Below are 21,810 nucleotides of genomic sequence, written 5' to 3'. Positions count from 1 at the left end.
CGCGACTCGGGTTCGCTGCATATGTTTATGTCTGACATAAGCCACCTGTGGCGCTCATCACATCGATCGGAGCAATCATGCGTTCGACTTTCACGCGGAAGGCCGGGGTCGCCGCTGGCGTGCTCTCGCTGCTCGCGCTGGCGGCCTGCGGCGGGGGTGGTTCGAGTTCCGGGGGCGGCGACTCCACCCTCACGATTGCGTGGACCTCCACGCCCTCGGAGCTCGACCAGAACTTGTACGGCGGCAACCCCGACGTCTACCTCGCCCACGCCCACATGGGCACGATCACGACCTACGACCTCGACGTGCCGGCGGACGAGATCGTCGGCCTCGAGGACATCAAGCCCGGCCTGGCCGAGTCGTGGGAGACCAGCGAGGACGGCCTGACCTACACGTTCAAGCTCCGCGAGGGCGTCACGAGCCAGTACGGCAACGAGCTCACGACCGCCGACGTCCAGTACACGTTCGACCGCATGACCTCGAGCGCCACGACGCTGCAGGCGAGCATCTCGATGCCCACCACCAACGTCGACCCGGCCGAGCCGGTCACCGTGATCGACGACTACACCTTCTCGCTCAACCTGACGGCGCCGTCGGCGCAGGCCCTCTCGCTGATGGCCTACCCGAACCTCGGCATCCTGGACTCGACCGAGATCGCCAAGCACACGACGGACGCCGATCCGTGGGCGGCGGAGTGGCTCGCCACGAACTCGGCCAGCTTCGGCCCCTACAACATCACCTCGTTCGAGCCCGGTACCGAGGTCCGCCTCGAGGCCAGCGACACCTGGTACGGCGACGAGCCGGACTACACCGAGATCATCATCCGCGCCGTGCCGGACGGATCCTCGCGCGCGCAGCTGCTCGTCTCGGGCGAGGTCGACATGATCTCCGAGCCCCCGATCGACCAGTTCGACACGATCGACGGCGCGTCGAACGCCTCGCTCGTCAGCAACCCGGACGTCTTCCGTCACAACTGGACGTTCAACACGACCGACCCGATCCTCAGCGACCCCCTGGTCCGCCAGGCGCTGAACCACGCGGTCGACCGTGAGGCGCTGGTGGAGTCGATCTACCAGGGCCGCGCCGAGCCGGCGCTCTACCCGCAGCCGTCGACGCTGTTCGACGACCAGCCCGAGATCGGCACGTACGATCCCGAGCTCGCGAAGGACCTGCTGGAGCAGGCCGGCTACGCCGACGGCTTCGACATCCAGATCGCGTTCAGCGCCGAGCGCCCCGGACCGTACGCCGAGAACATCGCGCGTCTGATCCAGAGCGACCTCAGCGAGATCGGCGTCAACGTCACGCTCAACGGCGTGGCCTCGGTCGCCGACTTCCAGGCGGGCGTGTCGAAGAAGCAGTACCAGACGTTCCTGTACACGGAGCGGCCGTCGCAGCCCGACATCGGCTTCGGTCTCTACCTGTACCTGAACTCCAAGTCGGCGCTGAACACCTCGGGCATCAACCTGCCCCGTCTGGACGAGATCTCGGTCGAGGTCCTCAAGACGGCGCCGGGCCCGGAGCGTGACGCCCTGACCGAGGAGGGTCTGCAGATCATCGCGGACAACGTCCCGATCGCCTCGCTGGTCGAGATGCCCAGCTTCGTCGGTCTGTCGGACACGGTCGGTGGCTTCAAGCCGCTGGTCTCCGGCGGGTTCCTGTTCGACCAGCTGACCTCGGAGTAGAAGATGACGCTGAGCACGACCACCTCGTCGCAGGAGCTGTCCCGGCCCCGACGCGGAACCGGCGCACTGCGGCTGGTCGCGTCTCGGCTCGTCTTCCTGGTGACCGCGCTCTTCGGTGTGGTGACGCTGTCCTTCCTCCTGGTCAGCGTCACCCCCGGAGATCCCGCGCAGGTCATCGCCGGACCCGTGGCGAGCCAGTCCCAGATCGACGCGATCCGCGCCGATCTGGGGCTGGACCAGCCGCTGCTGACCCGCTACGGCGACTACATCGGGGGGCTGCTCCAGGGCGACCTGGGCACCTCCTACTACACGAACCTCTCGGTCTCCTCCGAGATCGGCAACCGACTGCCGGCGTCGCTGACCCTGATCGTCCTCTCGGTCACCTTCGCCGCGGTGGTCGGGATCGGCGTCGGCTCTGCCGGTGCCTACTTCCGGGGCCGCTGGCAGGACAAGGCCGGGCGCTTCGGCACCAGCGTCTTCCAGTCGGTGCCCGACTTCTTCCTGGGCCTGATCCTGATCTACGTCGTGTTCTTCGTGCTGGGGCTCGCCCCGGCACCCACCGGTCAGATCGGGATCGGCGAGATGAGACCCGAGAAGATCACCGGCTTCGTCACGATCGATGCCCTGCTCCGCGGTGAGATGGCGACCTTCTGGTCGGCCGTCAGCCACCTGGTGCTGCCGGTCATGACCCTGGGCCTGGTCTACGCCGCGTACTTCGCCAAGACGTCGAGGTCGACGGTGGGCAAGGCGCTCAACTCGCAGCAGGCGCAGTTCGCCCGCGCGATGGGCCTGCCGGAGCGCACCGTGCTGCGGTACTCCTTCGTCGAGGCCCGCGGCACGATCGTGACCTACGCCGGCGTCATCTTCGCGGCGCTGATCGGCGGCGAGGCGATCGTCGAGCAGGTCTTCGCCTGGGACGGGCTGGGCTCGTGGGCGGTGCAAGGAATCCTGCGCCTCGACATCCCGGTCGTCCAGGGCATGGTGCTCGTCTCCGGTGCCATCACCCTGATCACCTACACCGTGCTCGACATCATCGTCGGGCTCCTGGACCCGAGGATCACCCATGGCTGACACGCAGCTCGCCCCGTCCCGCGCCGCCGTGCTCTGGCGGGTCGCCAAGGAGCACAAGGCGGCGACCCTCGGCGGGACCTTCATCGTCGTCCTGGTGCTCTGGAGCCTCTTCGGCCCGCTGCCCTACGACTCGGCCGCGACCGACGGGTCCGCGTCCCGCCAGTCGCCGAACGCGACCCACTGGTTCGGCACCGACGGCATCGGCGGCGACGTCTTCTCCCGCACGATCGACGCCGCCCGCATCGACCTGTCGCTCGCACTCGCGGGCGCTGCGGTCGCGCTGGTCATCGGCGTGCCGCTGGGGCTGGCGGCCAGCACCAAGGGGCGTGGCAGCCAGCGGATCGTGCGTGCGCTGGACGCCTTCCAGGCCTTCCCCCTCCTGATCCTGGCCCTCGCGCTGGTGACCCTGTCGGGCAACAAGCTCTACATGGTCGTCGTCGCGATCTCGCTGCAGAACATCCCGCGCTACATGCGGCTGCTGCGCAGCGAGGTGCTGGCGCTGCGCGAGAGCCGCTTCATGGAGGCGGCCACCGCGATGGGGGCCACCACCCCTCGCCTGATCTTCCGGCACCTGCTGCCGAACGTCTGGGGCGTGATCCTCGTCCAGACGTCGCTGACGATCGCCAACTCCATCGTGGTCCTGTCGTCGCTGTCGTTCCTCGGCGTCGGCGTCAGTCCTCCGACCCCGTCCTGGGGCTCGATGATCCGCGAGGGCGCCGGCAACATGTCGTCCGGCCAGTGGTGGATCGCGGCCTTCCCCGGCGTCGCCGTGCTGCTGTGCGTGCTCGCCTTCAACCAGATCGCCGACGCCATCGGCGACCGAACCGCACGTTCCTACCGATGAGGGGCTACCGATGACCGAAACCGTCCTCGACGTGAAGGGCCTGACCGTCGACATCGCGACGCCCGACGGCGTCGTCCACGCCGTGCGCGGGATCGACCTCCAGGTCGGCCGGGGCGAGATCCTCGGCGTCGTGGGGGAGTCCGGCTGCGGCAAGTCCACGACCATCAAGGGCATCCTGGGCCTGCTCGGCCCGAACTCGACGGTGGGTGCCGACCACATCGAGCTCGCCGGCCACGGTGACCTCCTGCGCACGCCGGCCAAGAAGATGCGGCACGTGCGCGGCCGGCGGATCGGCTTCGTCGCCCAGAACCCGTTCGGCTCGCTCAACCCGATCTACTCGATCGAGCGCCAGTTCCACGAGCTCCAGAAGGCCCACGGCACCAAGGTGAGCAAGAAGGAGTCGCGGGAGATCGCGCTCGGGATGCTCGCGGGGGTCGGCATCGTCAACCCGGCCCGCGTGCTGGACGGCTACGCCCACCAGCTCTCCGGCGGCATGGCGCAGCGCGTCGTCATCGCGCTGGCCACGACCCTCAGCCCACAGCTGCTGATCGCCGACGAGCCCACGACCGGGCTCGACGTCACGGTCCAGGCGCAGATCATGGACCTCATCTCGGGTCTCGTGCGCAGCGAGCAGCGCTCGGTGCTCCTCGTGACCCACGACCTCGGCGTGATCGCCCAGTACGCCGACCGCGTCGTCGTGATGCTCGAGGGCAAGGTCGTCGAGCACGGCTCCGTCACCGACGTCATGGTCGACCCCCAGCACGAGTACACCCAGAAGCTGATCAGCTCGGTGCCCAAGCGCGAGGAGCTCCACGATGTCATTGGTTGAGGTCGACCAGGCCAGCAAGACGTTCGCGTCCCGCCAGCGAGGCGGCGACCCCGTCCACGCCCTGCGCGGCGTGAGCCTGCGGGTCGAGGCGGGCGAGACGCTCGCGGTCATCGGCGAGAGCGGTTCCGGCAAGTCCACGCTGGGTCGCGCCGTGCTGCGGCTGCTCGACCTGGACTCCGGGGCGGTGCGCCTCGACGGCGTCGACCTCGCGGGTCTGTCGCCCAAGGAGCTGCGGGCCAAGCGGGCCGACATGCAGATCGTGTTCCAGGAGCCGTACGAGTCGCTGAACCCCCGGATGTCGATCGGCGCGATCGTGGCCGAGCCGCTCCAGATCCACCGCAGCGAGCTCGGCTCGAGCGAGATCCGCACGCGGGTCAAGGCGGCGCTCGAGCGCGTCGGCCTGTCCGGCAACACCGCGTCGCGCCTGCCCGGCGAGCTCTCCGGCGGCCAGCAGCAGCGCGTCGGCGTGGCCCGCGCGATCATCTCCGAGCCGCGGTTCGTCGTGCTCGACGAGCCGACGTCCTCGCTCGACCTCTCGATCCGCGCGCAGATCCTCGCGCTGCTCGCGGAGATCCAGCAGGACCTCGGCCTGGCCTACCTGTTCGTGTCGCACGACATGCACACGGTCGAGAAGGTGAGCGACCGCATCGCGGTGATGTACCTCGGCGAGATCGTGGAGACCGCGCCCACGCTCGACCTGTTCCGCTCACCGCAGCACGCCTACACGCGCACCCTCCTGTCGGCGCGACTCTCTGCGGACCCGCGGGAGAAGCACGCCTACCGCGCGTTCGAGGGCGACCGGGAGGTCACCGCATGACCGACGTCCTCCGGCGCACCTACGTCGACACCTCCTGGGGCCAGGTCCACGCCGTCACGGCGGGAGACGGTGGGCCATGGATCGGCCTGCTGCACGAGTCGCCGCTGTCGTCCGAGGTCTGGCTCGACGTTGCCCGTGCCCTCGCGGGGCGCGCCCGGGTGGTCGCGTTCGACACCCCGGGCTACGGCGCCTCGGCGCCGCCCCCACGCGAGGGCCTCGAGCTCGGTGACTACGCCGCGGTCATCGCCGAGGCGTGCGCCGCCCTCGAGATGGAGGCGCCGATCTTCGCCGGCGTGCACACCGGTGCCGCCCTCGCGGTCGAGCTCGCCCACCTGGTGCCCGGCACGGCCGGGATCGTCCTGAGCGGCATCTCGCTGTTCAGCCCCGAGCAGCGCGACGAGTTCATCGCCGGCTGGACCCCGCCGGTGCCGACCGACACCGAGGGCGCCCAGTTCGACTGGGCCGTCGAGCGCTACCGCCGCATCTGGCCCGAGCTCACGCCCGAGCTGCTGCACGTCGCGGCGATGCAGCTGCTGCGGGTCAAGGACCGCTACCACTGGGGCTACCAGGCCGCGTTCCGCCACGACCCCCGTGAGCTGCTGCGGACCGCCACGTGCCCCGTTCTGCTCCTGGACGCCGAGCACGACATGCTCGCGTTCGCCGACGCCGAGGCGCTGGAGCTGGCGCAGGACGGGCGGCTCGAGATCCTGCCCGGACTGCCGGGCCAGCCCCACCTGCGCGTCCCCGAGACCTACGCCGACCACCTCGTCGCGTTCGCGACCGAGTGCGCCTCCAGCCAGAAAGTGACCCCCTGATGACCGACGTGACCTACGAGGTCCGCGACCGGGTGATGCACGTGCTCCTCGACGGCGAGGACACGCTGAACAGCCTCACGCCCACGACCGTCGAGCAGCTCGACGCCATGATCGACGCCGCCGAGGCCGACCTCTCGCTGCGCGCCGTGGTCATCCGCGGCGCCGGCCGCAAGGCCTTCTGCGTCGGCATGGACATCACGTTCCTCGAGAGCTGCTTCGGCGATCCCGACGGGGTGTTCGTGCCGTTCATCACGAGCTACCACGCGACGCTCAAGCGCATCGAGGCGCTCGGCATCCCCGTCATCGCGCAGGTCGACGGGCTGGCGCGGGCCGGCGGCTTCGAGCTGATCCTCGCGTGCGACATCGTGATCGCGGCCGACGACGCCAAGGTCGGCGACGTGCACGTCTCGTTCGGCGTCCCCTCGGGCGGTGGCGCGAGCGCGCGGGCGGCCCACAAGCTGGGCGACCAGCGCGCCAAGGCGCTGATGCTGACCCCGACCTGGCTGAACGGCCCGCAGATGGTGGAGTGGGGCCTCGCGCTCCAGAGCCACCCGTACGAGGAGCTCGACGCCGCGGTCGCCTCCTTCGTCGGCTCGATGGTCGGCCAGTCGCGTCCGGCGATGGCGATCACGAAGCGCCTCATCAACGGGGTGCGCACGTACGGCGTCGACGGTGCCCTCGACCACGAGATCGTCCTGTTCACGAAGTTCGCCCACGACGAGCACGCCGGTGAGGGCTTCCGGGCGTTCGTCGAGAAGCGCGATCCGTACTGGGGGGACGCCGATGTCGACACGTACCGCTGAGACCACGGCCGTCGAGGTCACCGCGGAGACCATCGCGACCCTGGTCGAGACCGGCGGCTACACGCACCCGCTCTTCCAGCGCACCGATGCCGGTCGCCCCCTGCCCGGGCAGGGCCTGTTCCTCCTGATGGGCGGCCTCGTCGAGCAGTCGGGCGTCCTGGACCACGCGATCGCGATGGTCGAGGTCACCCGCGTCTCGTTCCGGAAGATGGTCGTCGCGGGAACGAGCGTGCAGGTGAGACTGGAGCCCGGCGAGAGCCGCACGACGAGCTCGGGCAAGACCCTGCAGGACTGGACGTGGACCGCGGTGGACGGCGAGGGCGACACCCTCGCCGTGGCCGAGGTCCTGATGCTGCTCGAGACGACGAAGGAAGAGAGTGCATGAGCCTCCACATGAACGTTCCGCTGCACATGGCGGCCGGCATCCGCGAGTTCGGGAGGTCCAGCCCGAACCGCGACGCCGTCGTCGACGGCGACCGGCGCCTGTCCTTCGCGGGGCTCGACGACCGCTCGAGCCGCCTCGCGGCGGGCCTGCTGGACCAGGGCCTCACGCCGGGCGAGCCCGTCGCGGTGCTCTCGGGCAACCGGATGGAGTACTTCGAGATCGCCGCTGGCCTGGCCAAGGCGGGCCTGCCGATGGTGCCCTTGAACCCGAAGAACCAGGCATCGGACAACGCCTACATCCTGGGCCACTCCGAGGCCCGCGCGATCATCGTCGACGACACGCTCGCCGCCGGCGTCGAGGGGACGCTCGACGGCCTGTCGACCGTGGTCTCGCTGACGGGCGAGGTGGGTCGCGACTACGAGACCTTCCTGGCCACGTCGCGCGCCGTCGATCCGTTCGTGGACGTCAGGGACGACGACGCGTTCTGCATCACGTACACGTCGGGCACGACGGGCCTGCCCAAGGGCGTCGTGCTGACCCACCGCGCCCGCGTCATCAACAACTACCTCTCGGCGCTCGAGTGGGGCCTCGGTCCGTCGAGCTCCACGATGGCCGTCGCGCCGATGTACCACGGCGCCGGCTTCGCCTTCGCGTACGCGGGGCCCCAGACGGGCGGCACCACGGCGGTGCTGCGCTCCTGGAACCCCGAGCAGTTCCTCGAGGGCCTCGTGCGCGACCGCGTCAGCACGGTGTTCCTGGTGCCGACGCACGCGCAGCAGATCCGGCGCTTCGTCGAGGACCCGATGGTGAAGTACGACCTGTCGGCCCTCAAGACCCTCTACTTCAACGCCGCGGCGCTGCCGATCGACCTCAAGAAGTGGGTCCACGAGGCCTTCCCGGGCGTCGGCATCCACGAGCTCTACGGCTCGACCGAGTGCGCCGTCGTGACGACGCTGCGGCCCGAGGAGTCGCTGCGCAAGGCCGGCAGCGTCGGCCACCCGTGGTTCTTCCAGCAGGTCCGCCTCGTCGGCGAGGACGGCCAGGAGGTCGGCCCGAACGAGCCGGGCGAGCTGTACGCCAAGTCGCCCATGCTGATGAAGGGCTACCTCAAGAACGAGGAGGCGACCCGCGAGGGCACCGACGCCGACGGGTTCTTCTCGGTCGGCGACATCGCGGTCCGCGACGAGGAGGGGTTCATCTCGATCGTCGACCGCAAGAAGGACATGATCATCGCCGGCGGGGTCAACATCTACCCGCGCGAGATCGAGGAGGTCGTGGCGCAGCACCCGCACGTCGACGACGTGGCGGTGGTGGGGTTGCCCGATGACGTCTACGGTGAGCGGATCGCCGCCTTCGTGGTCGCCCGCCGGGGCGTCAGCCTGGACGTCGCCGGGGTCGAGGAGCACGTCAAGGGTGGCGTCGCGAAGTTCAAGGTTCCGCGCGAGTGGCATGTCGTGGACGAACTTCCGCGGAATCCCAGTGGGAAGATTCTCAAGCGAGACATCAGGGACCAGCACATCGCGCACGTCGCGGCATCCGCGCCGTGACGCGGGACGACCAGGAGGCAGCATGACCAAGGACGCGATCTCGGCAGCAGTCCCGCTGCGACGATCAGCCGACGACCGCAGCGCCGAGGCGCTGACGGTGAGCCGAGTGCGTCCTGCCTACCAGCAGGTCGCCGACCAGCTGCTGGCGCGCATCCTGGACGGCTCGCTCGCGGCCGGCGACCGTCTGCCGTCGGAGACCGAGCTCTCCTCGATCTTCGGGGTCAGTCGCAGCACGGTGCGTGAGGCCCTGCGTGCGCTCGCGTCGCGCGACCTGGTCGAGACCGCGCGCGGCACGACCGGCGGCACGTTCGTCCGCCGCGTCGAGCAGGGGCAGGTCAGCGACTACCTGGAGACGAGCCTGGGTCTGATGTCCGGGTCGGACGACATCACCGTGACGCAGATGCTCGAGGCCCGCGAGGTCCTCGAGGTGCCGGCGGCGCGACTCGCGGCCGAGCGCCGCCACGAGCAGCACCTGGAGGCGATGCGCGAGGCCGTCGACCGCGAGAAGCTCACGCGTGGCCGTGGCTTGCGCTTCCAGGAGCACCGCAACTTCCACGGCATCATCCTGCAGAGCTCGGCGAACCCGCTGCTCGAGATCATGACGGAGCCGTTGTTCCGGGTCCTGCAGACCAAGTTCCTCAACCCGGACGTCGATCCGCGGGTGTGGCGCAGCGTCGACCACGACCACGAGACGATCCTCGAGGCCATCACCGACCAGGACGCCGACGCGGCCGCCTCGGCGATGCACGACCACCTCACGCGGCTGCGCGAGACGTACCTGGACGACGGCACGGCAGACGCGAATTCGTAAACGTCTGTCATTTGACGAACCCCTGTTTCTCGCTCATTAACAGCGTATGACGGGGCACGAGAACCCTTGACGGCCATACGTCCGACATTTATGCTGGTGGCACCAGTTCGGACGGAAGAGGGCAGATCATGGGGCAGAAGCAGGGTTGGATCGGACGGTTCTACGAGGACTTCGAGGTCGGGGACGTCTACCGCCACCCGCTCGGACGCACCGTCACCGAGACCGACAACACCTGGTTCACGCTGCTGACGATGAACACGGCGCAGATGCACTTCAACACCGAGTGGGCCGCGAAGTCGGAGTTCGGCAAGCCGCTCGTCGTCTCGACCCTGACGCTCGCGATCGCGGTCGGTCAGAGCGTCACCGACCTCACGCAGAACGCGTTCTCGAACCTCGGCTGGGACGACATCAAGATGACCAAGCCCGTCTTCTCCGGTGACACGCTCTACAGCGAGTCGCTCGTGCTCGAGAAGCGCGAGTCGGGCTCGCGCCCGCACGCCGGCATCGTCACGGTGCGCACCCGCACGCTGAACCAGGACGCCGTCGAGGTCTGCTCGTTCAAGCGCACGTTCTACGTCTACAAGACGGGCGCCGAGCAGCTCGAGGGCATCTTCCCCGAGGCCGAGGTCCCGCTGTCGCTGGAGTCCGAGGCCGATCGGAACGGCTCGGGCCGATGAGCCTGCGCATCACGTACCAGCCCTGGGGGGAGACCCTCGCCGAGCTCGTCGACGCCGGCCGGCGCGCCGAGGCCGCCGGCGCGGAGATCCTCTGGACCTCCGAGCTCCACCGCAGCGCCACGATCACCGCGGCCGCCCTGGCTGCCGGCACCAGCACCGCCAAGGTCGGCACCTCGATCCTGCTCGCGTTCACGCGCAGCCCGATGGTCACGGCCCTGGAGTCGCTCGATCTCGACGAGATGAGCGACGGCCGCTTCGTGCTGGGGCTGGGCTCGGGCGTGCAGCGCCTCAACGAGGACTGGCACAACGTCGAGTTCGGCAAGCCCGTCCCGCACATGCGCGAGACGGTCCGCAACGTCCGGCTGTTCTGGTCCACCGCCACGACCGGCGAGACGATGCAGACCGAGGGCGACTGGGAGCCCATGCACATCCGCGGCTACGAGCGACCGTTCCCGGTCCGCCGCTCCGAGATCCCGATCTACCTCGCCGCGATGGGGCCCTACATGATGCGCCTCGCCGGTCAGGTCGGTGACGGCTGGATCAGTCACGAGCTCTGCTCGCCCGGCTACCTGTCCGAGCGCCTGCTGCCCGACCTGCTGGCCGGCATCGAGAAGACCGACGGCAAGACGCGCGCCGACTTCGACGTCGTCGTCTCGGCCTGCTGCTCGATCGACGCCGACGGCTCGGTGGCCCGCCGCCGCGCCGCGGGCCTGGTCGGCTTCTACGCCACGGTCCGCTCGTACGTCGAGATGTTCGAGTTCCACGGGCTCGGCGAGGCGCAGCAGAAGGTCATCGAGACCTTCCGCGCCGGTACCGGCGCCGACTACCTGGCCGACGTCGTCGGCGACGAGATGGTCGACGCCCTGACCCTGAGCGGCACGCGCGACGAGGTCGTCGAGCGGGTCTCCGCCTACGACGGCGTCGCCGACTCGATCAAGCTCAGCCCACCCACGCACGGCATTGCGGCGCAGGACACCCGCGTCGCCCAGGACGCGATCATCGACATGATCGCCGAGTTCACGGGAGCACACCGATGAAGCCGCTGGCAGACATCCGCATCATCGCGGTCGAGCAGTACGGTGCCGGCCCCTTCGGCACGGTCCACCTGGCCGACCTCGGAGCCGAGGTCATCAAGGTCGAGGACCCCAACGTCGGTGGCGACGTCGGCCGCTACGTGCCGCCGTACTTCGAGGGCGAGGACTCGCTCTTCTTCGAGACGTTCAACCGCAACAAGCGGAGCATCTCGCTGGACCTCACGAGCGAGGCGGGCCGCGAGGTCTTCGAGGAGCTCGTGAAGGTCTCCGACGTCGTCTACTCGAACCTGCGCGGTGACGTGCCGGCGAAGATGCGCCTGATGTACGACGACCTCAAGCACCTCAACCCGGCCATCGTCTGCGTCTCGCTGACGGGCTTCGGCATGACGGGCCCGCGCTCCAAGGAGCCCGGTTACGACTACATCCTGCAGGGCCTGGCCGGCTGGATGGAGCTGACGGGCGAGCCCGAGGGCCCGCCGACCAAGAGCGGCCTGTCGCTCGTCGACTACTCCGGCGGCTTCGTCGCCGCGATGTCGCTGCTCGCCGGCGTCCACGCCGCTCGCCGCGACGGCGTCGGCATGGACTGCGACGTCAGCCTCTACGACACGGCCGTGACGATGCTGGCCTACCTCGCCACCTGGAAGCTCAACGCCGACTTCGAGCCGGTGCGCACGAGCCACTCCGCCCACCCCTCGCTCGTGCCGTTCCAGGCCTTCGAGGCCAAGGACGGGTGGATGGTCGTCGGCTGCGCCAAGGAAAAGTTCTGGCAGCGGCTGGCCAAGGTCGTCGGACACCCGGAGTGGGCCGAGCAGGACTCGCCGTTCGCGTCGTTCACGTCGCGCCGGGAGAACCAGACCGAGCTGATCGGCATGCTCGAGGACATCTTCCGCGAGCGGAACGTGGCGGACTGGCTGCCGGAGCTCTACGCGGCCTCGATCCCGTGCGGGCCGATCAACGACGTCGAGGCAGCCCTCACCGATCCGCACACCGCGGCCCGCGGCCTGATCGTCGAGACCGAGCACCCGCACTACGGCACGCTGCAGCAGCTGGGCTCGCCGGTGCGCGTGGGCTCGGAGACCCCGGAGTACCGCCGGGCCCCGCAGCGCGGTGAGCACCTCGAGGAGGTCGCGGCCGAGATCCTGAAGCTCGACGCGGCCGCGGTCGAGGCGCTGCGGAGCCGCGGTGCCTTCGGCGTCGTGAAGCCCGTCGAGCCCGACACGGCCGAGACGGAGGCCGCTGCCCGATGACCACGGCGCGCAGGCTCGCCCACTGGGGCACGTCCCCGCTGGACGTGCCCGCCGAGGTCGACGCCGCCGCGAAGCGGCACCTGCTCGACGGGTTCGGCACGGCGATCGCCGGCCACCGGTCGGGCACGGTCGACCCGGTGCTCGAGGTCGCCGCCGGCCTCGGAGGTCCGCCGGAGGCCGCAGCCCTCGGCGACGACCGCAGGATCGGGGCTCCGGCGGCGGCGCTCGCGACGGGCGCGCTCGTCCACGCGCTCGACTTCGACGACACCCACGCCGGCGGCCTCGTGCACGCGACGGCCGTCGTCCTCCCGGCGGTGCTCGCGGTCGGTCAGCAGGTCGGGGCGACCGGGCGCCAGGCGCTCGACGCCGCGATCGTCGGGTACGAGACGGTGTGCCGCATCGCGGCCGCCGCCCCGCACGGGTTCCACACGCGCGGCCTGCACGCGACGATGGTGGCCGGAGTGTTCTCCTCCGCTCTCGTGACGGCACGGCTCACCGGGCAGGACGCGGCGACCGCGACCGACGCGCTCGGCATCGCGGGCAGCCAGGCCGGCGGCCTGCTCGCCTTCCTCGGGACCGGCGCCTCCACGAAGCAGCTGCACCCCGGTCTGGCCTCGCACTCCGGGATCCTCGCCGCGCGGCTCGCCGCAGCGGGCGCCAGCGGTCCCGCCACGGTGCTCGACGGCCCGAACGGGCTGTACGACGCGCTCTCGGCCGTCCCGGCCGACCCGGACAGCGTCGTCGAGGGGCTCGGGGACGTGTGGGAGACGACCCGCATCGGCATCAAGCCCTACCCCGCCTGCCAGCTCATGCACGTCACGCTCGACGCGGTCCGGGAGGTGGCGCTGCGTGAGTCGTTCGGCGCGGCCGACGTCGTGTCGATCGTCGCCGACGTGCACCCCGACTCCGCCCCGACCGTGTGCCCACCGGGCCGCGACCTCGTGCACCCGAGCACGCCGTACGCGGCCAAGTTCTCGCTCCCGTGGAGCACGGCGGCGATGCTGGTCGACGGCACCGTGGGCCTGGACACGTACGAGCCGACGTCGCTGGACCGGCTCGAGGTCTCCGACGTCGCCGCGCGGATCTCCTGGAACCTGACCGAGCCCGTGGGTGCCGCGGCCGCCGCGGCCGGCCGTGTCGTCGTCCGCCTGAAGGACGGACGCGACGTCGTGGGTTCGGTGACCGGCAGCGCCGGCACGACCGCCCACCCGTTCACCGACGCCCAGCTCCACGAGAAGTTCCTCGGCAACACCGGGCCCGCGGGCCAGGCCGTCGCCGACCTCGTCGCCCAGCTCGAGGACGCGCCGTCCCTGGACGCGCTCGTCTCCGCTCTCCACGCCGCTGTCCACCCCCTCACCGGAGGTCCGTCATGACGCTCAACGCCATCCGCCCCGCAGAGTTCCCGTGGTTCCCCTACGAGGGCTTCACGTTCTGCCTGGGGCTCTCCGAGGGCGACCACGTCTGGACCTCGGGGCACACGTCCGCGGCGTTCGACGCCGAGGTCGGCAAGATGACGGTCGGCGGCACGATGGAGCAGCAGGCACGCATCGCCTACGAGAAGGTGCTCACGATCCTCGCGGGCGCCGGTCTCGGCCCCGAGGACGTCACCCGCATCACCGAGAACGTCACGCTGTCCGGCCTGGCCGACTACGAGGCCGCCGCGTCCGTCCGGCGTGAGCTCTTCGGCGCGCACGAGCCCGTCGTCCGCACCGTCGTGGTCGAGCGCCTCGTGCGCCGCACCGCGTTCCTCGAGGTCGAGCTGCACGCCGTCAAGGGAGGCGGCACGGAGCTGCGCGCCGCCAGCGAGGCCCGCGACGCCGGCACGTGGGCGGCCTCGCCGATCCGCGAGGGCCACGACGGCACGGTCTACCTGCCGACCGTCGTCCCGCTCGACGAGCGTGGCGACGTCGTGGCGCCGGGCGACTTCGTCGGCCAGTACGCCTACTGCCTCGACCGCGCCGACGCGCTGCTGCGCGAGACCGGCCTCTCGCTCGACAACGCCGTCACGACCTACGACTACTCGACGCCCGAGACGCGCGACGAGTACCGACGCTCGCACCGCGTGCGCAAGGAGCGCCTGGGCGGCGCCGGCGTCTACCCAGGTGCAGGCGGCATCCTCATGAGCCGCCTGCACGCGCCGGGCGTGCTGGTCGCGATGGACGTCACCGCCTCGCGCCACCCGCTCGAGCTCGTCAACCCGGGCTGGTCGCGCTACGACACGCTGACCTACTCCCCGGGCGTCAAGGCCGGTCGCACGCTCTTCATGTCCGGCTTCGCGGCCCTCGACATGGAGACGCAGGAGGCCCTGCACCCCGGTGACATCGGCGCCCAGGCCGAGGTGACGTTCGGCTCGATCCTGGAGCTCCTGGCGCACGCCGGCCTGGGTCCCACCGACCTGCTGGAGACCGTCGAGTACTGCGTCGAGTCGGCCATCCCGGAGTACCGCGCCGTCGCGCCGGTGCGCGAGAAGCTGCTGTCCGAGCCGTGGCCGGCCTCGACCGGGGCGATCTGCAAGGCCCTGCTGCGCGACGAGTTCCTGTTGGAGGTCTTCCCGATGGCGCTGTACCCGTGCTGACCGACGAGATCCGCGCCCTGGTCGGGCAGCAGCGGGTCTACACCGCCCCGGAGCCGTTCGGCGCCGCGTCGGGCCGCTACTTCGGCCTGGCGATCGGCGACGACAACCCGCTGTACCGCGACCCCGCGTTCGCGCAGGAGCAGGGACTCGCCGGGGTCACGGCGCCACCGACCCTGATCTGCGAGACGAACCAGTACTCCGGCCTGCCGATGGACGCCGAGGGCTACGCCGGTCACCGGTGGGGCATCCAGATCGAGAACACCCGGGAGGTCCGGGGCGGCAACGCCTACGTCTTCGGCCGGCGCCTGCGGCCCGAGGACGTCGTGACGGCGACGTGGGAGATCACCGACGCGGTCGAGAAGACGAGCGGCTCCGGCGCCGCGATGCTCATCGTCACCTCGCGCGCGACGTACACCGACCAGCGCGACGAGTTCCTCGCCGAGAACACCGAGACGATCATCTTCATCGACCTGGGAGGCCAGTCATGACGGCTCAGCCCCAGGTCGGTGACACGATCCCGCCGCTCGAGCGCACGATCCGGCTGCCCGACATGGTGGCGTACGCGGGTGCCACGTGGGACTGGTACCAGAGCCACTACGACCCCGACTACGTGGCGGCCAAGAAGCTGCCCGGTCCCATCGTCGACGGCCAGGTCTTCGGTGCGCTGCTCGTCGAGATGCTGCAGGACTGGCTGGGCCCGCAGTGCTTCGTTCAGAGCATCGACTTCACGTTCCGCAACCTGATGTTCGCGGGGGAGTCCGTGCGGTGCGAGGGCGAGGTGGTCGCGGTGACCGACGCGCACGTCGACGTCACGATGACCGTCACGACGCTCGGCACCGACGGACGTCCGGACCGCTTCGCGGTGAAGCCGGCGAGCGCCCGCGTCCTCCTGGGCCGCGCCGACGGCGTGGGGCGCCCATGACCACCGGAGCTGCGATCGTCGGCGCCGCCGAGTCCGACCTGGGCGTCACGAACCTGTCGATCCTGACCCTGCAGACGCAGGCGATCACGCGGGCCCTGGCCGACGCGGGCCTCACGCTCGCCGACGTCGACGGCATCGCCACGACGGGGGTCTCCCGCTTCTCGGCCACGCAGGTCGCCGACCACCTCGGCCTCCAGCCCCGCTGGACCGACTCGACCTTCGCCGGCGGCTCCGCCTACGAGATGATGGTCGCCCGTGCGACCCAGGCGATCGAGGCCGGCCAGGCCGAGACGATCGTCATCAGCTTCGCCTCGAACCAGCGGTCGGCTGCCTCGCGCAGGCTCGGTGGCGTCACCGAGGACCACACGCCCGAGGCCCAGCTCGAGACGCCCTACGACCCGCTCTTCCCGCTGTCGTACTACGCGATGGCGGCCCAGCAGTACCTGCACCGCTTCGGCGGCACGCACGAGCAGCTGGCCGAGATCGCCGTCGCTGCCCGCGAGTGGGCCCTGCTCAACCCCGCCGCGTACCGGTTCGACGCGGGCCCGCTGACCGCCGAGGACGTCACGTCGTCGCGCATGATCAGCAGCCCGCTCACGGTCGCCGACTGCTGCCTCGTGACCGACGGCGGCGGCGCCGTCGTGCTGACCTCCCTGGAGCGGGCGCGCGACCTCGCGAAGCCCGCCGTGCGGGTGCTGGGCTACGGCGAGCGCACGACGAACACCTCCATGACGGCGGTGCAGGACCTCACCACCACGGGCGCGGTCGGCTCCGGCGCCGACGCGTTCGCCCGCGCGGGCGTCACGCCCGCCGACGTCGACGTGCTGGAGGTCTACGACTCCTTCACGATCACCGCGGCGCTCAGCATCGAGGCGCTCGGCTTCTGCGGCCGTGGCGAGGTGCTCGACTTCATCGCCGACGGTCGCATCCGACCCGGTGGCGCGCTGCCCCTCGACACGGCCGGCGGTGGCCTGTCGTACTGCCACCCCGGCCAGTACGGCGTGCTCCTGCTGGTCGAGGCCGTCCGCCAGCTGCGCGGCGAGGGCGGTGCCCGCCAGGTGCCGGGAGCCGAGGTCGCCGTCGCGCACGGCACGGGCGGCATCATGTCCACGCACGCCACGGTGGTCCTGGGGGTCGACCGATGACCGCACAGCCCGAGAACCTGCCCGACGTCCCCGCGGGGGACGACCTGACGACCCCGTTCTGGGACGCGACCCGGGAGCACCGCCTGACAGTGCAGCGCTGCGGCGCCTGCGCGGCCGTGCAGCACCCGCCCCGCGCGGTCTGCCTGGCCTGCAGCACGCTCGGCGGCCTGGCCCAGGTCGACGCCTCCGGCCTCGGCGAGGTCGACTCCTTCACCGTGGTGCACCGCGCGCCGCGCGCCGACGTCCCGACGCCGTACACGATCGCCCGCGTCCGCCTGGACGACGGCCCCATCCTGCTGACCCGCATCCACCCCCACCAGGAGGTGACGATCGGCGATCGCGTCGAGGTCACCTGGTGGGACCTCCCCGACGGCCGGGCCCTTCCGGTCTTCCGACCCACCACCTGAGGAAGGCACCACCATGGACTTCAACCTCTCCGAGGACCACCAGCAGTTCCGCAAGCTGCTCCGCACGTTCGTCGACAAGGAGATCGTTCCCGTCGCGCGCGAGTGGGAGCAGTCGGGCCGCTACCCGACCGAGATCGTCAAGGGCATGGCCGACATGGGCCTGTTCGGCATGACGATCCCCGAGGAGTACGGCGGACTCGACCTCGACCCGGTCTCCTTCGCGCTGGTCTTCGAGGAGATCTCGCGCGGCTGGATGGGCATCGCCGGCATCCTGGGCAGCCACTCGCTGTCGTGCCGCATGCTCGCGATGCACGGCACCGAGGAGCAGAAGCAGGCGTACCTGCCGAAGCTGGCCACGGGCGAGATCCGCACGGGTGTCGGCCTGACCGAGCCGGACGCCGGCACCGACCTGCAGGGCATCCGCACCACCGCGAAGCTCGACGGCGACCACTACGTCGTCAACGGCGCGAAGATGTGGATCACCAACGCGCGCTACGCCAACCCGCTGCCGGTCCTGGTCAAGACCGATCCGACCGCCTCGCCGGCCCACCGCGGCATGAGCATCCTGCTGATCGACTCGACCAGCGAGGGCTTCACGGTCACCAAGGACATCCCGAAGCTCGGCTACAAGGGCACCGAGTCGTGCGAGATCGTGCTCGACAACGTCCGCGTGCCGAAGGAGAACCTGCTCGGCGGCGTCGAGGGCGTGGGCATGAAGCAGGCGCTGTCGGCGCTGGAGTGGGGCCGGGTCAACATGGCCGCGCGCTCGACCGGCATCGCCCAGCGCGCCTACGACGAGGCGCTCTCGTACGCGAACCAGCGCAAGGCCTTCGGCAAGACGATCGGCGAGTTCCAGGCCATCCAGCTGCAGCTCGCCTCGATGGCCACGAGCGTCCAGGCCTCGCGCCTGATGGCGTACTGGTCGGCCGACGCGGTGCGCCGCGGACGGGCCGACGCGGAGACCGGCATGGCGAAGATCTTCTGCTCCGAGGTGGCCCTGCAGGTCTCGATCGACGCGATGAAGGTCCACGGCGGCTACGGCTACTCGACCGAGTTCGAGGTCGAGCGGATGTACCGCGACTCGATCCTCATGAGCATCGGCGAGGGCACCAACGACGTGCTCCGCACCGTGGTCGCCAAGTCGCTGCTGCGCGGTGACGTGGTCGTCGGATGACGAGCACGATGACGGGGTCGGGGGTCGGCGACCTGCCCCGGACCTACCTCTACGTCCCGGGGAACGCCGGCGCGAAGCTCGCCGGTGCCCTCGGGCGCGGGGCCGACGCCGTCATCGTGGACCTCGAGGACGCGGTGCCGCTGGCGGAGAAGGACGTGGCCCGTGACGGTGTCGTGGCCTGGATCCGGTCGCTGCCGGCCGACCTCGGGGCCCAGGTCTGGGTGCGGGTCAACGCCGGGCCGCTGCGCGACGCGGACGTCGCCGCGCTGGCGGGTCTGCCGGGCCTGACCGGCCTGGCGCTGGCGAAGGTCGAGAGCCGTGACGACGTCGAGGCGGTGGCCGCCCAGCTGTCGGCCGCGGGCGACGAGACGTCGCTCCTGATGCCGCTGGTCGAGTCGGCCGTCGCGGTGCTCGCGGTGCGCGAGATCGCCTCCGGCCCTCGCGTGCACCAGCTGCAGATCGGCGAGGTCGACCTCGCGGGCGACCTCGGCATCACGCCGGGCGACGACGAGGTCGAGATGCTGACGACCCGCACGATGGTCGTCATTGCCAGTGTCGCGGCCGGCATCGTCCCGCCCGTCGGTCCCGTCTCCCGCATCACGGCCGATCCCGAGGCCCTGCGGACCTCGACGGAGCGCGTGCAGCGTCTCGGCTTCGTCGGTCGCGCTTGCATCCACCCCGCCCAGCTCGCCGTCGTGCACGAGGTCTTCACCCCGAGCGTCGACGAGGTCGACGACGCGCAGACCGTGCTCCGCCTCCTCGACGAGGCGGAGGCCGCCGGCAGCGGTGTCGTCCTCGACGGCCAGGGCCGCCTGGTCGACCCGGCCGTCCTCGTCGGCGCCCAGCGGACCCTGGCCCTCGCGAAGCGGGCGGGTCACTGATGCCCCGCCCCACCGAGCTCGACCTCACCGACCTGGACGCGCAGGCGTGGCGGTCCGTGCCGATGCCCGGCTCGAACGGCGGCATCGAGCTGGTGCCGCTGGCCGCCCCCGAGGGCCACTTCTCGATCCTCGGCCGGTTCCCGGCCGGGTTCGAACGACTCACGCCCGGCGGCTACCACGCCTCGGAGGAGGTGCTCGTGCTCGACGGCGAGCTCCTGCTCGAGGGTGGGACCTACCGTCGTGGCGACCTGGTGGTCGTGCCGGCGGAGTACCTCCGCACCGACATGCGCTCGCCCCAGGGGTGTGTCGTGCTGGCCTGGTTCGCCGGTCCCGCCGACTTCCTGGCCGCTGAGGACCTGGAGGCGTGCACCGACGTGATCACGTCGGTCCAGGTGGACGGGGCCTCTGGGGCCCTGGTGGGCTCGGGCGTGGCCGAGTGGTCGGTCGGCGAGGCGCTCGTCGCCGGCGGCGGGTCCCCGACGCTCGAGGTCGTCGCGGCCGACCTCTCCCGCTGGGCGCGTGGCCAGGCCGCGGTCCCGAGTGACGACGCGCTCGTCCGCCGAGGACCGTGACGTGGTGGCGACGAGGCTCGACCCGCGGTGGAGCGGGGTCGACGGGATCTTCGGTGGCCACGTCTTCGGCCGCGTCGCCGACGCCGCGGTCGCGGCGGTGGAGCACCGGCTCGCTGCGCTGACCGTCTGCTTCGTCGCCTCCGTCAAGCCTGGCGACGCCGAGATCGACCTCGAGGTCGTCCACGCGGGTCGCCGCACCGCCACAAGCCGGTTCGCGCTGGTCCAGGAGGACCGGTCGCGTGCCCACGGCCTCGCCGAGCACACCCAGCCCGGTGAGCCGCACCTGTGGGCCGACCGCCGTGAGCTGCCACCGCGGCCGGCGGTCGGCACGCACCCGGCGGACGGGCAGCTCGAGCTCGTCTTCCGCGACCGCCTCGACCTGCGCATCGTCGAGAACTCCCGCGAGGGTCGGCCCGGCGGTGCCTGGGTCCGTCTGAACGAGGTGCCGGCCGACGTCTCGCTCGACTCGGGCGAAGCCGTGCTGGCCACGTTGCTCGACGTCATGCCGCCGGCGCTGTACACCCGCGACGTCAAGCCGGTCTTCGTGCCGACGCTGTCGTTCTCGGCCCACTTCCGCACCGACGTGGACGTCGACCCGTCGGCGTGGATGTTCGTCAGCCACACGACGTCCTGGGCGTCCGGGTCGACGTGCATCGACGACGCGACCGTCTGGGACGCCGACGGACACCTGCTGGCGCAGGGCCGTCAGGCGCGTGCGGTGAGGTGGGCGGCATGAGCACCGTCCACCGTGAGTACGTCGACGTCGCGCACGGCCAGGTCCACGTGCGCGCGGCGGGCGAGCGCAGCGAGCATCCCACCCTCCTCTGCCTGCACATGAGCCCCGCGTCGGGGCTGGTCTACGAGAACGTCATGGCCGAGATCGGTCGGACCCGCCGTGTCATCGCGCCGGACACCCCGGGGTTCGGCGCGTCCGATCCCACGCCGGAGCCGCCCGAGATCGCCGACTACGCCGACGTCATGGCGGAGGTCGTCCGTGCCATCGGCGGCGGGCCCGTCGACGTGATGGGGTACCACACGGGGTCCTACACCGCGGTCGAGCTGGCGGTGCGCCACCCCGAGCTCGTGCGCCGCATCGTGACGGTGTCGATGCCGGTCTTCACGGCCGACGAGCTGGCCCACTTCCTGGCGATCTACAGCACCGACCCGATCTTCACCGAGGACGGCGAGAACCTGCTGGCGAAGTGGCGCTGGTTCGTCGACTTCTTCGGCGTCGGCCGGTTCAACACCGTCGAGGACGCGGGGCGCATCTTCCTCGCGCGCCTGTCAGGCGGGCCGCGCCACTGGTGGGGTCATCACGCGGCGTTCCGCTACGACGCCCCGGCGGCCCTCGCGCGGCTCGACCGCCCGATCACGGTCCTGAACCTCGACGACGACCTGACCCACCAGACGCGGCGTGCGGCGGCGTACCTGCCGAGTGGGAGCATCCTCGAGCGGCCCGGCTGGACGCACGGATTCCTCGACACCGACCCCGCGGGCGCTGCCCAAGCGGTGACACAGATACTTGACGCGAACGTCAAATATCCCGACGCTGGACCTGGAGATGAGGACTGA

At 70.8% G+C, this 21,810-nt stretch carries 24 protein-coding genes; all 24 read left to right on the top strand.

Annotated features, from left to right (window positions below; translation table 11 throughout):
- Positions 1 to 77 precede the first annotated feature (77 nt).
- The 24 genes from ABD127_RS14250 (at position 78) to ABD127_RS14135 (ending at position 21,810) form a co-directional block, all read left to right on the top strand.
- On the top strand, positions 78 to 1,682 hold the full coding sequence (locus ABD127_RS14250; RefSeq protein WP_344202730.1) for an ABC transporter substrate-binding protein: 1,605 nt from the start codon (positions 78 to 80) through the stop codon (positions 1,680 to 1,682).
- A gap of 3 nt (positions 1,683 to 1,685) precedes the next feature.
- On the top strand, positions 1,686 to 2,753 hold the full coding sequence (locus tag ABD127_RS14245; protein ID WP_344202728.1) for an ABC transporter permease: 1,068 nt from the start codon (positions 1,686 to 1,688) through the stop codon (positions 2,751 to 2,753).
- Positions 2,746 to 3,597, top strand: coding sequence for an ABC transporter permease (locus ABD127_RS14240; RefSeq protein ID WP_344202726.1), 852 nt, complete (start codon positions 2,746 to 2,748; stop codon positions 3,595 to 3,597). The genes ABD127_RS14245 and ABD127_RS14240 overlap by 8 nt, the downstream gene beginning before the upstream one ends.
- Positions 3,598 to 3,607: 10 nt before the next feature.
- Positions 3,608 to 4,426 carry an ABC transporter ATP-binding protein gene (locus tag ABD127_RS14235; RefSeq protein WP_344202724.1) on the top strand — a complete coding sequence of 273 codons (819 nt, stop codon included), beginning with the start codon at positions 3,608 to 3,610 and terminating at the stop codon, positions 4,424 to 4,426.
- Positions 4,413 to 5,243, top strand: coding sequence for an ATP-binding cassette domain-containing protein (locus ABD127_RS14230; RefSeq protein ID WP_344202722.1), 831 nt, complete (start codon positions 4,413 to 4,415; stop codon positions 5,241 to 5,243). Before ABD127_RS14235 ends, ABD127_RS14230 begins: the two co-directional genes overlap by 14 nt.
- Positions 5,240 to 6,058 carry an alpha/beta fold hydrolase gene (locus tag ABD127_RS14225; RefSeq protein ID WP_344202721.1) on the top strand — a complete coding sequence of 273 codons (819 nt, stop codon included), beginning with the start codon at positions 5,240 to 5,242 and terminating at the stop codon, positions 6,056 to 6,058. Before ABD127_RS14230 ends, ABD127_RS14225 begins: the two co-directional genes overlap by 4 nt.
- Entirely contained in the window at positions 6,058 to 6,861 is an 804-nt protein-coding gene (locus ABD127_RS14220; protein WP_344202719.1) for an enoyl-CoA hydratase/isomerase family protein, read from the top strand. The genes ABD127_RS14225 and ABD127_RS14220 overlap by 1 nt, the downstream gene beginning before the upstream one ends.
- Positions 6,842 to 7,246 carry a hypothetical protein gene (locus ABD127_RS14215; RefSeq protein ID WP_344202717.1) on the top strand — a complete coding sequence of 135 codons (405 nt, stop codon included), beginning with the start codon at positions 6,842 to 6,844 and terminating at the stop codon, positions 7,244 to 7,246. Before ABD127_RS14220 ends, ABD127_RS14215 begins: the two co-directional genes overlap by 20 nt.
- Entirely contained in the window at positions 7,243 to 8,793 is a 1,551-nt protein-coding gene (locus ABD127_RS14210) for a class I adenylate-forming enzyme family protein (RefSeq protein ID WP_344202715.1), read from the top strand. The genes ABD127_RS14215 and ABD127_RS14210 overlap by 4 nt, the downstream gene beginning before the upstream one ends.
- Before the next feature lie 22 nt (positions 8,794 to 8,815).
- Positions 8,816 to 9,604 (top strand): FadR/GntR family transcriptional regulator, encoded by a 789-nt coding sequence (locus tag ABD127_RS14205; protein WP_344202713.1) that lies wholly within the window; start codon positions 8,816 to 8,818, stop codon positions 9,602 to 9,604.
- 128 nt (positions 9,605 to 9,732) lie between these two features.
- The gene (locus ABD127_RS14200; protein WP_344202712.1) at positions 9,733 to 10,281 is read left to right on the top strand and encodes a MaoC family dehydratase; all 549 of its coding nucleotides are present in this window, start codon (positions 9,733 to 9,735) and stop codon (positions 10,279 to 10,281) included.
- Positions 10,278 to 11,318, top strand: a complete 1,041-nt coding sequence (locus ABD127_RS14195; RefSeq protein WP_344202710.1) for an LLM class flavin-dependent oxidoreductase — start codon at positions 10,278 to 10,280, stop codon at positions 11,316 to 11,318. Before ABD127_RS14200 ends, ABD127_RS14195 begins: the two co-directional genes overlap by 4 nt.
- Entirely contained in the window at positions 11,315 to 12,562 is a 1,248-nt protein-coding gene (locus ABD127_RS14190; RefSeq protein ID WP_344202708.1) for a CaiB/BaiF CoA transferase family protein, read from the top strand. The genes ABD127_RS14195 and ABD127_RS14190 overlap by 4 nt, the downstream gene beginning before the upstream one ends.
- Positions 12,559 to 13,935 carry an MmgE/PrpD family protein gene (locus ABD127_RS14185; protein ID WP_344202706.1) on the top strand — a complete coding sequence of 459 codons (1,377 nt, stop codon included), beginning with the start codon at positions 12,559 to 12,561 and terminating at the stop codon, positions 13,933 to 13,935. Before ABD127_RS14190 ends, ABD127_RS14185 begins: the two co-directional genes overlap by 4 nt.
- A complete protein-coding gene (locus ABD127_RS14180) occupies positions 13,932 to 15,137 on the top strand; it encodes a Rid family hydrolase (RefSeq protein WP_344202705.1) in 1,206 nt (401 codons plus the stop codon). The genes ABD127_RS14185 and ABD127_RS14180 overlap by 4 nt, the downstream gene beginning before the upstream one ends.
- Positions 15,131 to 15,625: an FAS1-like dehydratase domain-containing protein gene (locus ABD127_RS14175; protein ID WP_344202704.1), complete on the top strand. Its 495-nt coding sequence runs from the start codon at positions 15,131 to 15,133 to the stop codon at positions 15,623 to 15,625. Before ABD127_RS14180 ends, ABD127_RS14175 begins: the two co-directional genes overlap by 7 nt.
- Positions 15,622 to 16,059 carry a MaoC/PaaZ C-terminal domain-containing protein gene (locus ABD127_RS14170; RefSeq protein WP_344202702.1) on the top strand — a complete coding sequence of 146 codons (438 nt, stop codon included), beginning with the start codon at positions 15,622 to 15,624 and terminating at the stop codon, positions 16,057 to 16,059. Before ABD127_RS14175 ends, ABD127_RS14170 begins: the two co-directional genes overlap by 4 nt.
- A complete protein-coding gene (locus ABD127_RS14165) occupies positions 16,056 to 17,204 on the top strand; it encodes an acetyl-CoA acetyltransferase (RefSeq protein ID WP_344202700.1) in 1,149 nt (382 codons plus the stop codon). The genes ABD127_RS14170 and ABD127_RS14165 overlap by 4 nt, the downstream gene beginning before the upstream one ends.
- Positions 17,201 to 17,611: a Zn-ribbon domain-containing OB-fold protein gene (locus ABD127_RS14160; RefSeq protein ID WP_344202699.1), complete on the top strand. Its 411-nt coding sequence runs from the start codon at positions 17,201 to 17,203 to the stop codon at positions 17,609 to 17,611. Before ABD127_RS14165 ends, ABD127_RS14160 begins: the two co-directional genes overlap by 4 nt.
- Positions 17,612 to 17,624: 13 nt before the next feature.
- Positions 17,625 to 18,785, top strand: a complete 1,161-nt coding sequence (locus ABD127_RS14155) for an acyl-CoA dehydrogenase family protein (protein WP_344202698.1) — start codon at positions 17,625 to 17,627, stop codon at positions 18,783 to 18,785.
- Positions 18,782 to 19,666, top strand: coding sequence for an HpcH/HpaI aldolase/citrate lyase family protein (locus tag ABD127_RS14150; RefSeq protein ID WP_344202696.1), 885 nt, complete (start codon positions 18,782 to 18,784; stop codon positions 19,664 to 19,666). Before ABD127_RS14155 ends, ABD127_RS14150 begins: the two co-directional genes overlap by 4 nt.
- A complete protein-coding gene (locus ABD127_RS14145) occupies positions 19,666 to 20,238 on the top strand; it encodes a cupin domain-containing protein (protein WP_344202694.1) in 573 nt (190 codons plus the stop codon). Before ABD127_RS14150 ends, ABD127_RS14145 begins: the two co-directional genes overlap by 1 nt.
- Position 20,239: 1 nt before the next feature.
- Entirely contained in the window at positions 20,240 to 20,974 is a 735-nt protein-coding gene (locus ABD127_RS14140) for an acyl-CoA thioesterase (RefSeq protein ID WP_344202692.1), read from the top strand.
- On the top strand, positions 20,971 to 21,810 hold the full coding sequence (locus ABD127_RS14135) for an alpha/beta fold hydrolase (protein WP_344202691.1): 840 nt from the start codon (positions 20,971 to 20,973) through the stop codon (positions 21,808 to 21,810). Before ABD127_RS14140 ends, ABD127_RS14135 begins: the two co-directional genes overlap by 4 nt.

Origin of the sequence: Aeromicrobium alkaliterrae (assembly GCF_039529015.1) — a bacterium.
Lineage (GTDB): Bacteria > Actinomycetota > Actinomycetes > Propionibacteriales > Nocardioidaceae > Aeromicrobium > Aeromicrobium alkaliterrae.
Note: the sequence above shows the minus strand (reverse complement) of the source record. Positions and strands in the feature narration are given on the sequence as shown.

Bases quoted from the DNA above. Each gene is read 5' to 3' on its own strand.
- ABD127_RS14250 (WP_344202730.1), top strand. From the start codon at position 78: ATGCGTTCGACTTTCACGCGGAAGGCCGGGGTCGCCGCTGGCGTGCTC.
- ABD127_RS14245 (WP_344202728.1), top strand. From the start codon at position 1,686: ATGACGCTGAGCACGACCACCTCGTCGCAGGAGCTGTCCCGGCCCCGA.
- ABD127_RS14240 (WP_344202726.1), top strand. From the start codon at position 2,746: ATGGCTGACACGCAGCTCGCCCCGTCCCGCGCCGCCGTGCTCTGGCGG.
- ABD127_RS14235 (WP_344202724.1), top strand. From the start codon at position 3,608: ATGACCGAAACCGTCCTCGACGTGAAGGGCCTGACCGTCGACATCGCG.
- ABD127_RS14230 (WP_344202722.1), top strand. From the start codon at position 4,413: ATGTCATTGGTTGAGGTCGACCAGGCCAGCAAGACGTTCGCGTCCCGC.
- ABD127_RS14225 (WP_344202721.1), top strand. From the start codon at position 5,240: ATGACCGACGTCCTCCGGCGCACCTACGTCGACACCTCCTGGGGCCAG.
- ABD127_RS14220 (WP_344202719.1), top strand. From the start codon at position 6,058: ATGACCGACGTGACCTACGAGGTCCGCGACCGGGTGATGCACGTGCTC.
- ABD127_RS14215 (WP_344202717.1), top strand. From the start codon at position 6,842: ATGTCGACACGTACCGCTGAGACCACGGCCGTCGAGGTCACCGCGGAG.
- ABD127_RS14210 (WP_344202715.1), top strand. From the start codon at position 7,243: ATGAGCCTCCACATGAACGTTCCGCTGCACATGGCGGCCGGCATCCGC.
- ABD127_RS14205 (WP_344202713.1), top strand. From the start codon at position 8,816: ATGACCAAGGACGCGATCTCGGCAGCAGTCCCGCTGCGACGATCAGCC.
- ABD127_RS14200 (WP_344202712.1), top strand. From the start codon at position 9,733: ATGGGGCAGAAGCAGGGTTGGATCGGACGGTTCTACGAGGACTTCGAG.
- ABD127_RS14195 (WP_344202710.1), top strand. From the start codon at position 10,278: ATGAGCCTGCGCATCACGTACCAGCCCTGGGGGGAGACCCTCGCCGAG.
- ABD127_RS14190 (WP_344202708.1), top strand. From the start codon at position 11,315: ATGAAGCCGCTGGCAGACATCCGCATCATCGCGGTCGAGCAGTACGGT.
- ABD127_RS14185 (WP_344202706.1), top strand. From the start codon at position 12,559: ATGACCACGGCGCGCAGGCTCGCCCACTGGGGCACGTCCCCGCTGGAC.
- ABD127_RS14180 (WP_344202705.1), top strand. From the start codon at position 13,932: ATGACGCTCAACGCCATCCGCCCCGCAGAGTTCCCGTGGTTCCCCTAC.
- ABD127_RS14170 (WP_344202702.1), top strand. From the start codon at position 15,622: ATGACGGCTCAGCCCCAGGTCGGTGACACGATCCCGCCGCTCGAGCGC.
- ABD127_RS14165 (WP_344202700.1), top strand. From the start codon at position 16,056: ATGACCACCGGAGCTGCGATCGTCGGCGCCGCCGAGTCCGACCTGGGC.
- ABD127_RS14160 (WP_344202699.1), top strand. From the start codon at position 17,201: ATGACCGCACAGCCCGAGAACCTGCCCGACGTCCCCGCGGGGGACGAC.
- ABD127_RS14155 (WP_344202698.1), top strand. From the start codon at position 17,625: ATGGACTTCAACCTCTCCGAGGACCACCAGCAGTTCCGCAAGCTGCTC.
- ABD127_RS14150 (WP_344202696.1), top strand. From the start codon at position 18,782: ATGACGAGCACGATGACGGGGTCGGGGGTCGGCGACCTGCCCCGGACC.
- ABD127_RS14145 (WP_344202694.1), top strand. From the start codon at position 19,666: ATGCCCCGCCCCACCGAGCTCGACCTCACCGACCTGGACGCGCAGGCG.
- ABD127_RS14135 (WP_344202691.1), top strand. From the start codon at position 20,971: ATGAGCACCGTCCACCGTGAGTACGTCGACGTCGCGCACGGCCAGGTC.